The following is a 15,137-nucleotide window of genomic DNA, read 5'->3' on the forward strand; positions in this document are numbered from 1 at the left end:
TTATTTATGCTCTTAGTTCAACAAGTCAGCCGTAAAGCTGAAATCACTTTACGGTCAACGATGAACAAGGCTCTGCATCGCGCACCCTTGCAGAAAAAGCGCCTTTACGGCGCTTTTTGCGTTTTAGTCCACCAATTTTCTTAATTGTGGCTGCTTATAGGGCAGGGTAAGTGAAACCTGATCATCATCCAGTTTCACTCTCACGCTTTTATCGTTGCGGCACGGGGCGGTCAGCCACGCTTTTAGCGAGGCTTTGGCGAACACATCCATCACTTGCGCCTCATCGCTGATCGCTATACTGGTCAGTTTGGTCCACGCCTTCTCACTATCTTCCCCAGAAAGGATCAAGTGCTCCGCCACCCAGTCTTTGTGTAATCCGGTTATTTGCACATTGGTGTTGGAGACAATAGCAACTTGAAGCGTTGATATATCTAATTGCCACTGTTCACTTATTGCCTGATCAAAAAAGGCGCTGGATTCTATGGTCTTGCCTGCTAATGGTTGCTGTTCTTCCACTTTGGTTTGATAGCCTTTAGTGAAAATCGCTTTATCAAGGAGAACGAGGTTCGGGGAGGCGAGCGCCAAGGCCGCGCTGTGATCCTTAGGAACTTTCTGAGTATCGAGCGCTAACAGCTGATAAATAGCCTTACCTTGGCTTTGCCGTCTGACCAGTGCCATAGCACCACTGGATTTTGTTTCAGCGCGCATGGTGTCGCTTTTTACTGCACGGTGATCCGGTTGTTGATCATCCGTTGGCCGACCTAAATACCAATCGCAATGCTGTCGCCAATCGGCTTCAAGTTCGGTGGGAATGATCCACATACCATTTTTCTCGGGTGTGTCAGGGTGTTTGGCCTGCCATGATTGATAATGCGCAAGCCACTGCTTCCGAAAGCGAGAGTTAGGCTGCTTTTTGACCACAGAGGGAGCTTCTTCTAGCCCAGCACTGGTGCTGTAAAAATACAATGATCCAGCCGATTTTCCACACACCCAGCGGGCAAGCTTGTTGGCTTCTGCGTTGCTATCAAACGTTGTCGCGTCCTTAGCTGCTGCAAGTGTCTCGAATAAAAGTGCGGTGAGTTTGTGCTTGTCCGCAGTGTATACTTGTATGTCACTGCTTTGTATCAAACGATAGTAGTGATGGCTTACGGCATAGAGGAAGGTGTTGAGTTGTTTATCCACCACTTTTTCATTCGCTTTAATAAAGTGTTTATCCTCACCTTCCACAAAGCCTTTGTAGAGCTGGCCATCGATAACGGCTAAGTCATAAAACTCCAGCCCGAGCGCGTTTTGCTTGAAGATAGGCTGGCTGAACACTTGATGTGGTTTTTTGCCCGCTAGCAGCTGACGCGCTCGGTGTTCGTTGGATTGAGGCCCAACTCTGACGTTTGGCGCGAGGTTTTCGGGCGCGACCGCTATTTGCGGAAACAATGCGTCACTCAGCACGCCATTTTCGTCTACCTGTCCCCAAATAGAGACATTTTCATCAAAGTGGATGTTCAGCGCCCCTTCACCTTGGTGTTTCTCGGCGGCGATCATAAACGCTAGCGTTGCGTCAATGACATGGGAGTAGGCGTGTTGCTTCTCTTTCCCTTTTTCGAAAGGTTGAATGTCGTATTTTGTCCCTGCATGAAGGTCTCGCATCAAGCGGCGCAAAGCCACGGTAGAATCTTCGTCTTGACCATTGGCACTGACTTGAAAGTAATCAAATTTTAATCTTGCCGCTAAGCCTTTTTGTTTAGCTTTTTTAGTCAGAATATCGGCGAGTAGTTGCGCCATAAAGCGCTGAGTACCGTTAACTTTAGCTTTGTTGCGATGCTGCATTGCGCTTATTACTTGCATGCGCAGCGGGTGTTCTGCCGATAAAAAGAGCGCATGACGAAATGCGGTTTGTTGCTCAGCGGATAAGGCTGCAAATTGGCTGTAGCGACCGAAGCTAAAGCGGTCCGCATCATCTCCGCATAAGGTGGTTTCGATTTGCTGTGTGATTGCGATAGGATCGGCGGTACCAAATTGCGCTTTCAAATAGTCGGGGTTGAGGTCGGTCAGTGTTAGCTGCCGGTCTTTTTTTACTTGGCGATTGCCTTTTATTGAGCTGTAAATCAGGTTGGCTTCATCATTAAGGACACCATATTGACCCGAACGAGGAATAATATGGTCAATATCGCCATTGTCGCCCACTGAGCTACCCGCGCTATAAGGACAAAGTCCTTGAGAGGCGTGTTTTATGCGGTCTTTTTTCGCTTGTTCCGGGTTTATTTTTTGGGGTTGTGGTTTCGGTTTGTTTAACCCCTTTAAGGTCGGTAAGTTTTCCGTAAAGTCGAAGCGGTTCTGTTCGATAACAAAGGGTACGGTGATGGTATCTGCTGACTGACCAATATGCTCGATATGATCCCATAACCGATTGGCAATGTGATGGGCTTGGTGGGTGAGCAGCCGCTTAAGCCCGCCATCAATCAGTCGCATTGTCAGGGTGTTGAGCCGCGCTGCGTGTGGTTGGCCATCTTCGCCTGCCATCCGGTTTGCGTTATCAGCAGAACACACCGGGCAGGTTTTGGCAAAGCCGCTTCTATCTCCCCATACCAATTGGAACAGTTGGGCAAAAGTGAAGACAGATTGGTTTCGCTCACAAAAACTATCGTATTGCTCATCGCGAAGCGCCAGTTGAGTGGCCACCTTTGCCGTCAGCGGTGCTAATTTCTCAGCGAGCTTTTTGAGTTCAGGATCGGAGACCATCATGGCTTTTAAATCTGGTCCCCACGCTTTTTGGGCTTGATATGCCTGACGACACGCCGCTTGTAGTCCTTTCACCTTGGCAAATAGCGCTTTGTTATCGTCACACTGGCCGTTATCTACTGCTTGTTGGAGTTGTGTTTGTGGCACACCAAGCAGTACCGCAATATCGCGCGTCGCTTGGTGTTTTAGTTGGCGAGGTCGGTGCTGGCACATTACGAGTAGCTTGCCGTCTCGTTGCCAACGATGCTGCTTAGGGTAGTGATTGTCGTAATGTAGAAAGTAACGCCCCTCTCGCGCACGCCGACGGCTTTGGAAGTAACGGTTGATTAAATGCCAGAAATCTCCCGGTACAGGATGCGAAGTGAAGTTCTCCGTCAGTGAGGCCGGCAAAGCACTTTGCACCAATAGTTTCGCTAATTTATCCGTCGTTTTATCGTGTTCGTCGCCTTGTCGCTGTTGCTGTCTTTGTTTCTTCCAAGTTCCCCAAATGGCATTGAGTTTAAATGGGTCTTTGTCTTGAGCGCTGTCGAAAATAAATTGTAAAGTGCGTGCGTCTAATTCGTCAGTCTGTATCAGCGTATTCCCTTTGGCACTCTCTACCGCCACTAATTGGGTGCGATAGGCTTGTACCGCGTTAGCCATTGCGGGTGTACTGGATAACCATGCAAGCCAATCTCGCCATTGTGGATAATCGCGTGATAGGAGGTCAGGGTTAAGTGTTAAGGTCTGACAACTCGGCGGACGACGGTTGGTATGGCTTTCATAAGGCGGTACGGTACATTCAGGTGGCGTATCGAGGAAAAAGCCAATCACCGATTGCGGATTTTGGGCACGATAATCTTTCCACGCGTGTTGTACATCTCTGATTTGTTGTAGACGATCGGCACCGTTTGCACTAGAGAGCCGCCATTGCTTGGTCAACCACTTGCCAAATTTCTCCGCCACGATGACTTCTATCTGTTCGCCGCTTTGAGTTGATTTAACACGTTTTAGTATGCTGTTGAGCAATTTAAGATCAAAGTTATTAATATGGCAAAGCAGCTGATAGAAGCTATCAAATGTATCGCTTCCGGTAGTTTTTTTATGATGGTGCAGGGCATGAAATAACCGGCGGCAATGACGTTCTGGATGGTCCGATAGCTTCTTCAGATCGCTGCGAATATTTTTGAAATATTCTCGACGATGCTTAGCGCCGGAAGATTGTTCGGCAATCAGGAAATCGACCGCTTTACTGAGCGGCAAGAGCGCGCGTTGTTGTTTTTTATCTTGACGGGTAAAGGCTTGTAGCTCGGTTTGCAGCGTTATCAGCTGTTGTTTATCTTCCGCAATACGCTGTAGCGCATCAAAAAGCGGTAGCCCATCAACGGGCATTGTTTGAGTCAATAGCTCACTGAGCGCTTCATGCCCATTGCTCTCTAGCACGTGGAAAAAGGTGCCAAGGTTATCACTCGCTATCTCATTAATAGCCGCTTCATCTATATTGGTTTCAACGTACGAGTAGCCGCGACGATTAATAAAATGACTGATAGCGATTTGATGCTTGTCAGTGTCAAACCCGAGGCAACACTTAAGCATTAACATAAGCAATCGCTTTGCTTGACGGTTGCGTGTTCGGCTTCGGCGAGCATGACGGGTGCTAGTGCGCTGCGTTTGCAGCAGCTGATAACCGGTTTGTCCATCGTCTACTTCTGCGACAAATCCGGTTTTAAATACGGAATCGCTGTTAAATTGCCCAACATGGGTGTTGGGTGAGTAGCCAGCCGCATAGACACCGGTAGTCTTTGCGCCTAAATCAATAGCAACAGGGAAAATTAAAGCATTATCAGACATAAACAAGCCATGTTTTATGGGTGAAGCTCACACTTTAATTGACAGTCTGTCTTATTTCACTTGCATGGCTCATATTTTTGTTAAAGTCTATGAAGTGTTGAACTCATCATTGGAGGTGACGCATAACCAAATGGTCTACTCAGTAGCAACAGGTGTAGATTGGTGCCACAGACATCGCCTTCTCTCTAACTGCGCACTTTCCCCCTTCAAAGCTGCACAGTGTTTTGCGCACTTTTTGATTCAAGACCCGCACCCCACAAAGGCTAGCGACGCAAAGATGTCATCGGTGTCCGGTTTTTCTTTTTTGTCTGCAAGTGCGCAATTTTTCACTTTGGTTTTAACCCTACTGATACCATAACGTTTAGCCTGGTTGGGCCTATATCGTTTTCCTTTGCTGTTGGCTTTGCCACGTACTTTAGCGAGATAAGAGAGCCAGTAGATGATCTCGGCTTTGGCGTGTGAGTCTCCTCTAGGTAGCACTTTAAAACCGCATCCTTGTACATGGCCTCCTTCAAAGGCTGCCCAGTAATCGTCAATGGTGGTTTGAATGGTGTTGAAGTGATTCACCTTTGAGCCATCAAGAAAGAATACACAATGGTAATGCTGCTGTTTGGCCTTTTCATGCTCTCTCACCCATAGATAGCCAATGTTAGGCGTTTTGTAGCGCCGCTTTAAGGCTTGCACCACCAGCGAGAACAAGCGGCTCACCGTTGTGCTATTGTCTGCGTATTCGGTTAAGTGCAAATCAAATCGAAAGCAGAATACTCTCGCGTAGTGAGACTCCATCGCTTCCAACTGACCGACTAATCGCTGAAGAATGTCAGTGTAGAGCGGTGACAAGTCTGGCCCTGTATTCACCTCCCAGCAGCGACCGTCTTTGGTTTTGAAAAATCCCGTGTTAGTGGAGTAGGCCAATTCCTGATCTCCTTTTCATTACTCCACCAGCTCCTTTTTCATCACCGTTTGCGGCTTCAAAGTCGCTTCGCACGCATCGGAAGTCGGCGAACCAAAGTGTATTGCCCTTACTTCTTGTATCAGTGATATGGATATTGAGTGGAAGATATTAATAAAACCCGACATGCTTCCCTAGGATCGGTAAGTGGCCACTATCAACGTGATTGCAAGGCTACCAAGTCGCTCTCAGTAACCAAGCACTTTGAAACAAGTGAAAATGCGCCTAAAAAACCTTGAAAACATATCTCACCTCGTCTCATCCTTATTAAATAGGATTTTTAGCTGATAGCAGTTACTTACTTTTGCCATTGCCAATAAAAATGGCTGCCAACACTGACAGCCACTGGTTTGAATGATTTTCTACTATCGGCGGCGCGGGGGTATATCGTCTCGGCTAGCCTGTAAGTGACGTTTAGCCGTTGTAGCGAGCTCCTGCATTGCCCATATAACCCCCTTACAATGTTGGTTATCAACGTCCTCAAAATGAGCAGTACCCAGTACGACAGTTAGGCTCTCTAGCTGACACAAGGCCTTGTCCGCCAGCTCAACGTGATCAACGGGATGCTTGGTTATACTCGTCATTACGCTACCTCACTGAGCGCTTGTGATTCCGGCTGAAAAGCGGCTAGCAGCGCATTGCAATCGCACTTTGATAGCGGTTCAGCTCCCCGTTTGGCTCGCCAATTATTAATCAAACCAATCGCGCTTTTTGCTGCATCGAGATCAGTAAGCCAGTAGCGTTTAAACATGGCCTTGTAGCCGCGCACACTGGTAAACGGTGCGGGTTGATCGGCGATGCGCACACCATGGCGGATGCGGAGAAGGCTCATATCCGTTGGCAACGTGATACTCCAAAACTTGCCGGCCTCATCCAGCAAGTTGGCATGGGTGAGATCTCGGATATTCACGTCCAGCGGATGTAGGCCAGCTTTGCCACGGCGTAAAAGCTCTAACAGGCACAGTTCGGCTTTGCTTGGTGCAGGTAGTTTGCTCATTGTTGCCACTCCCCATCTAGCCACGCTTGATAGTCGGTTTCGCGCCACCCAATGGTACGTCCGTTGATTTGCCGAGGGGCAGGGAATGACTGCTCTTTGCGCCACCAGCGCCAAATAGTTTTAGGGGAGCGCCCGACAAGGGCTGACATTTCTTTAAGAGATACAATGCGGTTTATTGCCATGCTCTATTACTCCATCGGTTAACTTGAGAACATGGCTAGCTAATATAAGGATGAATTTTCGGGTAGGCAGGGACTTAGTTAAGTATTATTTGTAGTTAATAACTTTAAACTATCTTTACTCATTTCCTTCGTTTACCTGAAATCCAGTTTCCTACAGTGACAGGGTTTGCGTCGATAGGGCCAATTCCGTCTCTTGCAAATTGGGCCTCCAACACATCACATGCCGCGTATGGATTTTCTATAACTTCAGCCCCTAAATTAGGGTGTGACTTGATAAGGAGACGTATTAGGTGGGCCTGTTTTTTTTCTACCCGATGCGGACGGGCGTTTTGTGTCTCTAATTCAGCCTGCCTCATATTTTCCGCAATTTCTCGGTTGTTGTAACGATTTGACAGAGTCTCAATGCCATGTATTGCTCGGTGTAGCCTTTCTAAGTCTGGTTTAAATACATACCGCTCTCCCTCTATCGGAGGAAGGTCAATAGAGAGTAAGGTAACATGCTCTAAGCCTTCTCCAGTTGGCTTATATTCAATCTCTCCAACTGTGGTTAGTAACCAGTTTCCGTTTTCAGTCTTGCCACGTATTTTCCAAAATCCGTTAGCAAAGCCACTGAAACCAAACATCCATGAGTCGCTATTAGATGGATCAAAATATATACCTCCCAAAATGCTATGTGTTGATACAAAAGCATCAAGAGATCCTTCTTTTTCCAGTACTTTCTTCTCGGATAGAGACATCCTCCCGTCCTCAGTTTTAATCCAGATATTTGGTCTACAGTTCTCATCTTCCAATTTGACACATAAACTTATTGCACCGACTTCATGCCAATGATAGATGTCTTCTTCCTCACAACCTAACAGCCTCGCCGCTCGTTCAACTGTGCAATACTCAAGAGGCAATAAGGGTGGCAGCTGGGTATCCGTTTCTTTCTGTGATGACATGGTTTAATCCCTCCCTACAAATGCCACTACATTGGCGGCATTGGTGTTTTCGTTTAATCGTTGTTCCCATGATTCCAAAGCCCTTCTTTTTTCAGGCAGGTATTCATAGCGATCATAGTGTTTGCTGGATACGTCATTGAGCGCATGGTTCTGAATGCGGTCCCGTAGTGATTTAGAAATACCAATCTCACCCATCAGGGTCTTACAGGTGCGGCGAATGTCGCGGGGAGTGAAGGACGACACAAAAGGCGTTGCCTCTCGGTATCGAGTAACGGCCTGAGAAAGCGAATCCAGCCGGATATGCTCATTGCGGTTTAAGCGGTGCGGAAAAATAAAGTCAGAGTCTTGGTTTATCTCGCGCAAATGGCGAAGAACCACCAGCGCAGATTCAGTCAGGGGAATGATGTGTTCTCGCTTGTTTTTAGATACATCACGGTTTATCAGTAACGATTTTTGTTGCCAATCTATCGCCTCCCACTTCGAGGCTGCCAGCTCATAAGGTCGCTGGCCTCCGGCATAGAGGCAAAGTAAAATCAGGCACCGGATGGTATCGCCCATTCTAAACCGCTCATATTCCCCGTTCAGATCGGCGATTAGCTGGATCACTTCACCCATTTTCAGGTAATGATTACCCACGCGCTCTGCATCTTTTTGTTTGGGGATGGCCGTCATTGGGTTAAATACCAAGCCAAACTTTGCTTCATCAATGAAGTTAGCAGGGTCGTTATCGTGCCTTAGTCCGTAGTTAAACGCGGCCATCAGATAGCTGCGTACACGATTTGACTGCGTTTTCGCCCCACGCCTTATCATTTCCGCCAGCACCAGTTTTAACTCGTGTGGGGTGACATTCTTGGCTTTCGTTGCAGGAGGTATAACCGGGTACACTTCCTTCTCAAGAGACGCGAGAACGGCTTTGTGGGTACGCTTACCGTCCCGCACCATTTGCGCGACATAGGCTTCAAACAATTGCTGTATTGACCCCTTCCTTGCCTCCTCGCGTTTTGCACTTTCCTGTTCACGCCTTTGCGTTTCGATTTGCTCTTTCGGGTCAATCCCCTGTAAAAGCAACTCCCCCAGCTCTTTCTGTTTTGCCCTTGCCTCAGTAAGCGACAGTGCTGGAAACTGGCCTAACGGAATGAACTTGGCTTTGCGGTCCATAAAGTAACGAAACACAAAACGCTTGCCGCCTTTTGGCGTGACTTGCACTGCCAACTTGCCCGTTCCGCGCTCACTATTACTGTCCCACTCATAGTAGGGTTTGGCTTTGGGTTTTAGCCCCCGAATAGCACTTACCGTTAACATGGCACATTCCCTCACTCAAAGATTCCCTTGTTTGACTACGGCGATTTTTAGTCAAACAATTAGTCAAACAAGAGCGTACCTGAATGAGACTGTGCGAGAAAAGATAAACCGAAGAGGTGTTTGTAACTCGTTGAATTGAGTCACAAATAAACTAATATGAGATGATGTGAGATTTTATCGAAAACAGTCATATCACGACTCATAATCGATTGGTCCCCAGTTCAAGTCTGGGAGGGGCCACCAGTTATAACAAGGCGTAGCAGGTTAGTACCTACTACGCCTTTTTTGTACCTGCCGATTTTGGGTCAGGTAATGGGTCAGGTAAGCCCCGATCACGCACTCTTCTCTGTCTTCTCCCAATATTAATCCGAATACTACGCTGTTGCCAAATGCGTCCTTCTGGCTGATAAAACTCTCTCATAGAGAACAAAGAGAGGTATTAAACTCGCAAACCAGCCATAAGTAACTTAAATTGCACTTATAGCTAATTTCTTATACAGTCACGACAAAAGTGAGTTATAGTGAACTTATATGTTAAGACGAACCCAATAGTGACAAAAGTACATTAAAAGGCACTTATGAAAAAAGGCAAGATGGTAAAGGCACAACCTATGCCTGATTTGAATACCGAGTTCAGTATGGAAACGCTGGGGAGCGCCATTCGCTCAAAACGCACCGATAGAGGCTGGCGTATTGATGATCTCGCTTCAAAAGCCAACTTATCTCGTAGAACAGTCATGAAAGTAGAAAAAGGCGATACCAGTGTCACCTTTGCCAATGTACTCATCCTCATGGACATCTTAGGGCTGTCGTTACGCCTTATCGATGTAAACCTATTTGTTCGTCCACATAGCCAAATACCCTCCCAAGCTGAAAACAGCGTGAGAAGCAATGAGGACGGTTGGTATGAGTAAGTTACAACAGTTAGACGTGTTTATCGGTACGAATACCAAAATTGGTCGTTTGATTCTTCCTGTCGGAACAGAAACAGAGTTCTCATTCATCTATGAAGATGAATGGAAACACGCTGGTTTCCCAATTTCGCCACACATCCCTTTCGATGATCGGGCTTCGCCACGTAGTATTGAGAACTACCTCAGAAATCTCCTTCCTGAAGGAGAAGCCTTTGAGGAGATGATACAAAACACCACTATATCCAAAAGCAACACGTTCGGGCTGATTCGTAAGCTTGGTGCGGAAACATCTGGCGCATTGTCTTTTCGAGTTCCAGAATCAGAACCTCAAGAAACTAGTTTTAGACCTGTACCTGATGATGAACTAATAGAACGACTAGAGAGAAATCTAGCGCCATTAGTATATTGGGACGGTAAGGTTCGCCTTTCGGTTGCTGGTGTGCAAAACAAATTAAACTTACTTAAGCGCGGTGATGAATGGGGGTTTGGTGAAGGCAAATTAAGTTCGAACTACATTCTGAAGTTTGAAAGCGGTAGAGCACCGTGTATTGCTGTTAATGAGTTCTTTTGCATGACATTAGCCAAGCTAGCAGGTTTGGACGTCGCTAATGTTGAGTTAACTCGCATTGGGAACACTAGGACACTGATCATAGAGCGGTTCGATCGTGCCTATATTGAAGCTCGTGATGTCGTTCAACGAAAACATGTGATTGATGGCTGTCAGGCAACTGACTTACCACCAGGTTACAAATACGAGCGTCAGAATGGGGATGAAGGCGATGGCGTATATATGCGTGATGGCGTTTCTTTCCCACGCCTACTGTGCGTCAAAACCATAGACACGGTCATCACTAACCTAAAGCTCACCCAATGGATGCTCTTTAATCTAGTAACGCTAAACTACGATGCCCATGGTAAAAATATTAGCTTCTTCGTCACCCCTAAAGGCCTGGAGCTGACCCCTTTTTATGATTTAGTAAACATAGAAGCAATCGCTCAAGAGGGAACAAAACGCAACTCACGAAGCGGTAAGTTGTCTGCTGATGAGGGGCGTGCCGCCAGTATCCCTCAATATTTTGCAATGTCGATTGGAGATTGGGAAAGTGAAGACTTTCAAAATCCGCCGAAAGGTAACTTCAAACGCCCTATCACCAGCTATGATCTCGCTGAATTCGGCGCTCTGCTGGGTTATTCAGGCACCAAAATGGCTTCCATAATGGTAGAAACCGTTGGTGCTATAAAAAACACCTTGAAGGAAGCGATTGAACTTACCGACGCTCAAGGAATCGAGGATCGAGAACGTGAACACATAGAACTATGCGTCTCACTCATCCAAACAGAGTGTGAATACTTGTTAGAGCAAGCCAACAGTGTGCCAGAAATGAGTGAGCTTCTTTAATGGCTAATGCATGGGCTATAGTAAGCAATTTATAAATTATTTTTGGACATAAGTGAGTTTCGGAAATTAGAATATTAGCATTCCATGAAATGCAAAAGTATGGAAGCGCTTAGCTCAGTGTCAGTTACTACTAGTACAGAGCAGGTTCGTTTTGAACTATAGTTTTGCATCCTTTTTGCTTAGTAATCACCTGACCATGCCTTCTCTCCATCAAGACTCCATGTACTAAGGATGGTTATCTTTTGTGCATCCAGAAGGTGGTAAGCAGTAATGATTACTTGGTTATCATGCTCAATTACCTTGAGAATTGATGAATACCCTTGTAACCCTAAAGCAAATAATCTTTTCAAGGTATTCTTCGGAGTCTTGATTGTAAACGCAATAGTCTCTCTATCGTTGTTACGAAAGATTGGTAAGTTCTCTAAACTTTCATATATCTTTGCGTTAATAGCAATGGAAGGGATATAGAACGTACCATCAAGTATTTCATTTTTATTCTTATTTATATTTGATTGAGTAACCGTGGCTTTCAAACTCAAGTATTTATTTGGATTTGTTTTTTTGAGTTTCAACGCAATCAGTCTATGATTCAATTCCTCTAGGGATATTGGTAGTTGCATATCAGGTTTATCGATGTATTGAACTTTTAGTGTCTTGCCCATACGACCGTTTTTTACAAAAATCCTTGTCCCTTCTCTTTTTAACATCCTCTTTAAAGCTTTTGAGCGTATACCAATGATCTCATTACCATAACGATCGATGAGACAATCAAAAGCAAATATATTAGAGTTAGGTGATAGAAATAGAGCTTCTTCATCTCCCAGTTGATCTATAGCGTTCAGGTCAATTAAGGCGAAGTCCCGTAGAAGGGATTTGTGGTTGCTTGTAAGATCAACCAATTTGTTGAATACATCAATTGTAGTAATGGTATCAGCAAGAGATCGGTGTGCTTCTGGCTGTTTGATATTAAGCCGTTCGCAAACTTTTTCCAGTCTAGGCCATCTTTCATAATCAAGAACAGATTGACTCCATTTCATTACACAAAATCTTTTTTTAGCTGTTATCCCAAAGGTTTGGAACAGCATTTGGCAGTCAAAGTCTACATTAAAGGATATTATCGTTTTTCCTTCTAACAACTCAATTAATGACGCTTTCGCTGATTCTATTGGCATGCCATTAGCAATCTGCTCATCAGTTATGCCATGAATGGCTCTAGCTTGCGCACTACAGTTAACTTTTGATCTAAGTACTGAGTCAAATACAACTCGTTTATCATGCGTGCATATTGATAACTCAATGATTTCATCACTACTAGAGAGGCCTGTAGTTTCGGTATCCAACCAAAAACAGTTATTTGCCTTCATTTCTTCAAGTACTTCATCAATTGAAATTATTTCACCAAGAGCACCGACTGGGTTAGCTTGTTGCGGCATACTACTTCTGGTGAGAGGCTTTACCTCTTCAACTACTTCACTAATTGAAATCCTTTCGCCAAAAACACTGACAGGATTAGCTTGTTGCGGCATGCTACTTCTGGTAAGAGGCTTTACCTCTTCAACCGCTTCACTTATTGAACTACTGGAACTGACTGGATTAATTGGCTGCGATTTAGTTTTTCTAGGAATAAATGGGATACGGTTTTTATAGCAAGTCTTGCATACCTCAACATTTTTGTTCTCTACAACAGAGTGATACGTTTTTTGACGATGCATATTCAAAGGAAGGCCACATGAACCACATTTGCTAGCGTTAGGCATCTTGACTAATGCCCATAAACAGATAGGAAGTCCTATAATTGCCAAAAAAATAATGATCTCTTCATTGCCATTCATACTCATCCTTAAACTATGTTGGATAGACCACTTTACTCTTAGTGAGCATTTTTATTTTTTGAAGTGGCTGAACTGACTGTCAGCATCCTACATTAGAAAATGTTGGTCAATCAGCTCAAACAGGTTTAGCGAAGAGTATCTACTCTAAACGGTTTTGGGGCAAAAGTGTTTCAGAGCTTGCGTTCATTACCCCATTGGTTCTGACAAACCGACTTATGAAAGATAATGATTAACACATTTTTCACCAGAGAGTCCAGCACTGAGAGTGATTTTTTATCTATTAATTAAATGACCAAAATTTAGTTTTTGATGATATGAGCAAGAACAGTGTTCTCGCAGTAGCGTTTGAAAGCTATCAGCCTTTGCCTGAGATCCCCGAACATGAGTTGGATAATACGCAAATCTGTCTTTCGCTATTCGGAGAACATCGTTCTCCGTTCAACTTATGAAGACTTGAGCAGAACGTGGCTCCCTGAGATAGACCAAAGCAGGAACACAGCTCCTGCAAGAGSATTTTTATACGCGTAATTAATCGTAAAAAATGAAATACTTTATGTTTATGAAAGTGAAGCGAGAACACTGTTCCCTCTGTGGCAATTCGCATCTATTGTTTGTTCTTTTAACCACTGTTCAATGTCTTTTCTCTGCCAGCCCACGACTCTAGAGCTAAGTGCAACCACGGGCGGCATTTTTCCATCTCGACGCCAGCGCCACAGAGTACTGACACTTACTCCCATCTCTTTAGCTAACTGCTCCTGTCGTATAAACATTTTATTACCTTTATTTTTCTATTATTTAGTCGCATCTTAGATTCTCATCTACTGAATCATAATATAGAATAAGCAAAAAACTATGTTGACATGATGACTAATGGACTTGGATCAAAAACGCAATGCATTGAAACTAAAGCTAGAAACAGCAATCAATGATTTAAAAAACCAGGCCGAATCTCAAGGCTGTAGAATTGCTCAGCGACGTCGCTCTGGATACCTATACGCTGTCGATGCTGTTCGGAACATTGTTCTAGAGCCATGGTTTACCAAGTTACTCAGTCAACATGGCTCCGTACTCAAAAAGTACAGCAGTTCTAACGCTATCCATCTTGCTGAGATCGTCGAAAGTTACGGCGGATTAAATAAAACAATTAAACTCATTGAAGCGGTGCTAGCGTTGCGTGGATTCGGGCTTGATAGCCAACAACACACTGATTATGTAGATCAAGTGCTCTGGGGGTTAAAAGATTTACGTTCACTCACTCCCCAGCATCAAGAAGAAACAATGCGCTGGAACAGTGTACTTCCGTATTGTGCTCTATGCTTCCGTCTACGCAGCCGATCCCATTACTACTGCGAAAAACACCATCCCATCAAGTCCACTAGACTTTATAAACAGCAAAAATACGCAGCTATCACTGCATTGAAACATCTACCTAACGAAAATTGCGAGGCATACGAAAAGTACCTGGTAAAACCGAACAAACAGAAAAAGTTGGGACGACAACTTTATGATCTGGTCAGCGGCTATGCGCCGCATCCACGAGTCTTCTTACGTCACTGCAAAGATAGCTCTATGTCAGGGGACTGGATCACACTATCAAAGAACATTGTTCAGACATGCAAAGTGACTTATCCAGCGAGCTATAAAAAAATAAAACAAATCAAACCAGATGATTTCAGAAGCTGGTTCTCATGGTGTATCGCGATTGTGAGATGCTTAGATTCGACAGAACCAAATGTGTGGAATGAAAAAGAGTGCCTAACGCTTTTCAGTGAGTTGAACACTTGGACATCATTAGTCGGGATCTTGCATCGCTTCGAATGTGTAGAACGAATCAATAGCATTGAAACTAAGCGTGGCCCAGACGTTGGATATGGGGCCAATCTAGAACAACACCAGTTGATCAAAGATCTGTTAAAACAACAACTAGCCACGAGTAGCAAAACTAACTTAAGTGAAATCGCTAGGACTCTTGGTCTTAGCAGACAACGCATACACCAGATCATTAAAAAACATCAATTGCTCTCTTAAACAGCAAAGTAACTGTGCAAAAAA

Annotated in this window: 12 protein-coding genes; 3 read left to right on the forward strand and 9 right to left on the reverse strand. The window is 44.8% G+C overall.

Features of this window, described 5'->3' with window-relative positions; genetic code table 11:
* Positions 1-123: 123 nt before the first annotated feature.
* From BZG74_RS11410 to BZG74_RS11440, 7 genes are all read right to left on the reverse strand, one after another.
* Positions 124-4,566, reverse strand: coding sequence for a hypothetical protein (locus BZG74_RS11410; protein ID WP_077772711.1), 4,443 nt, complete (start codon positions 4,564-4,566; stop codon positions 124-126).
* Between the two features lie 240 nt (positions 4,567-4,806).
* Positions 4,807-5,481 (reverse strand): YagK/YfjJ domain-containing protein, encoded by a 675-nt coding sequence (locus BZG74_RS11415; protein WP_077772712.1) that lies wholly within the window; start codon positions 5,479-5,481, stop codon positions 4,807-4,809.
* 402 nt (positions 5,482-5,883) lie between these two features.
* Positions 5,884-6,102, reverse strand: coding sequence for a hypothetical protein (locus BZG74_RS11420; RefSeq protein WP_077772713.1), 219 nt, complete (start codon positions 6,100-6,102; stop codon positions 5,884-5,886).
* Entirely contained in the window at positions 6,102-6,515 is a 414-nt protein-coding gene (locus tag BZG74_RS11425) for a hypothetical protein (RefSeq protein WP_077772714.1), read from the reverse strand. The genes BZG74_RS11420 and BZG74_RS11425 overlap by 1 nt, the downstream gene beginning before the upstream one ends.
* Positions 6,512-6,697 carry a helix-turn-helix transcriptional regulator gene (locus tag BZG74_RS11430; RefSeq protein WP_077772715.1) on the reverse strand — a complete coding sequence of 62 codons (186 nt, stop codon included), beginning with the start codon at positions 6,695-6,697 and terminating at the stop codon, positions 6,512-6,514. Before BZG74_RS11430 ends, BZG74_RS11425 begins: the two co-directional genes overlap by 4 nt.
* Positions 6,698-6,816: 119 nt before the next feature.
* Entirely contained in the window at positions 6,817-7,638 is an 822-nt protein-coding gene (locus BZG74_RS11435; RefSeq protein WP_077772716.1) for a hypothetical protein, read from the reverse strand.
* A 3-nt stretch (positions 7,639-7,641) separates the two neighbouring features.
* The gene (locus tag BZG74_RS11440; protein ID WP_077772717.1) at positions 7,642-8,940 is read right to left on the reverse strand and encodes a tyrosine-type recombinase/integrase; all 1,299 of its coding nucleotides are present in this window, start codon (positions 8,938-8,940) and stop codon (positions 7,642-7,644) included.
* A 578-nt stretch (positions 8,941-9,518) separates the two neighbouring features.
* Between BZG74_RS11440 and BZG74_RS11445 the strand changes: the two genes are divergently transcribed.
* Together BZG74_RS11445 and BZG74_RS11450 are read left to right on the forward strand one after the other, a co-directional pair.
* Entirely contained in the window at positions 9,519-9,854 is a 336-nt protein-coding gene (locus BZG74_RS11445) for a helix-turn-helix domain-containing protein (RefSeq protein ID WP_025508603.1), read from the forward strand.
* Positions 9,847-11,253: a HipA domain-containing protein gene (locus BZG74_RS11450; protein WP_077772718.1), complete on the forward strand. Its 1,407-nt coding sequence runs from the start codon at positions 9,847-9,849 to the stop codon at positions 11,251-11,253. The genes BZG74_RS11445 and BZG74_RS11450 overlap by 8 nt, the downstream gene beginning before the upstream one ends.
* A 179-nt stretch (positions 11,254-11,432) precedes the next feature.
* Here BZG74_RS11450 and BZG74_RS11455 read toward each other — a convergent pair whose 3' ends face one another.
* On the reverse strand, positions 11,433-13,085 hold the full coding sequence (locus tag BZG74_RS11455; protein ID WP_158020648.1) for a 3'-5' exonuclease: 1,653 nt from the start codon (positions 13,083-13,085) through the stop codon (positions 11,433-11,435).
* A gap of 557 nt (positions 13,086-13,642) precedes the next feature.
* Positions 13,643-13,855: a helix-turn-helix transcriptional regulator gene (locus BZG74_RS11460; protein WP_077772720.1), complete on the reverse strand. Its 213-nt coding sequence runs from the start codon at positions 13,853-13,855 to the stop codon at positions 13,643-13,645.
* Positions 13,856-13,955: 100 nt separating this feature from the next.
* Between BZG74_RS11460 and BZG74_RS11465 the strand changes: the two genes are divergently transcribed.
* Positions 13,956-15,113 carry a MarR family transcriptional regulator gene (locus BZG74_RS11465; RefSeq protein WP_077772721.1) on the forward strand — a complete coding sequence of 386 codons (1,158 nt, stop codon included), beginning with the start codon at positions 13,956-13,958 and terminating at the stop codon, positions 15,111-15,113.
* Positions 15,114-15,137: the final 24 nt, after the last annotated feature.

It is taken from the genome of Salinivibrio sharmensis (assembly GCF_001995985.1).
Lineage (GTDB): Bacteria > Pseudomonadota > Gammaproteobacteria > Enterobacterales > Vibrionaceae > Salinivibrio > Salinivibrio sharmensis.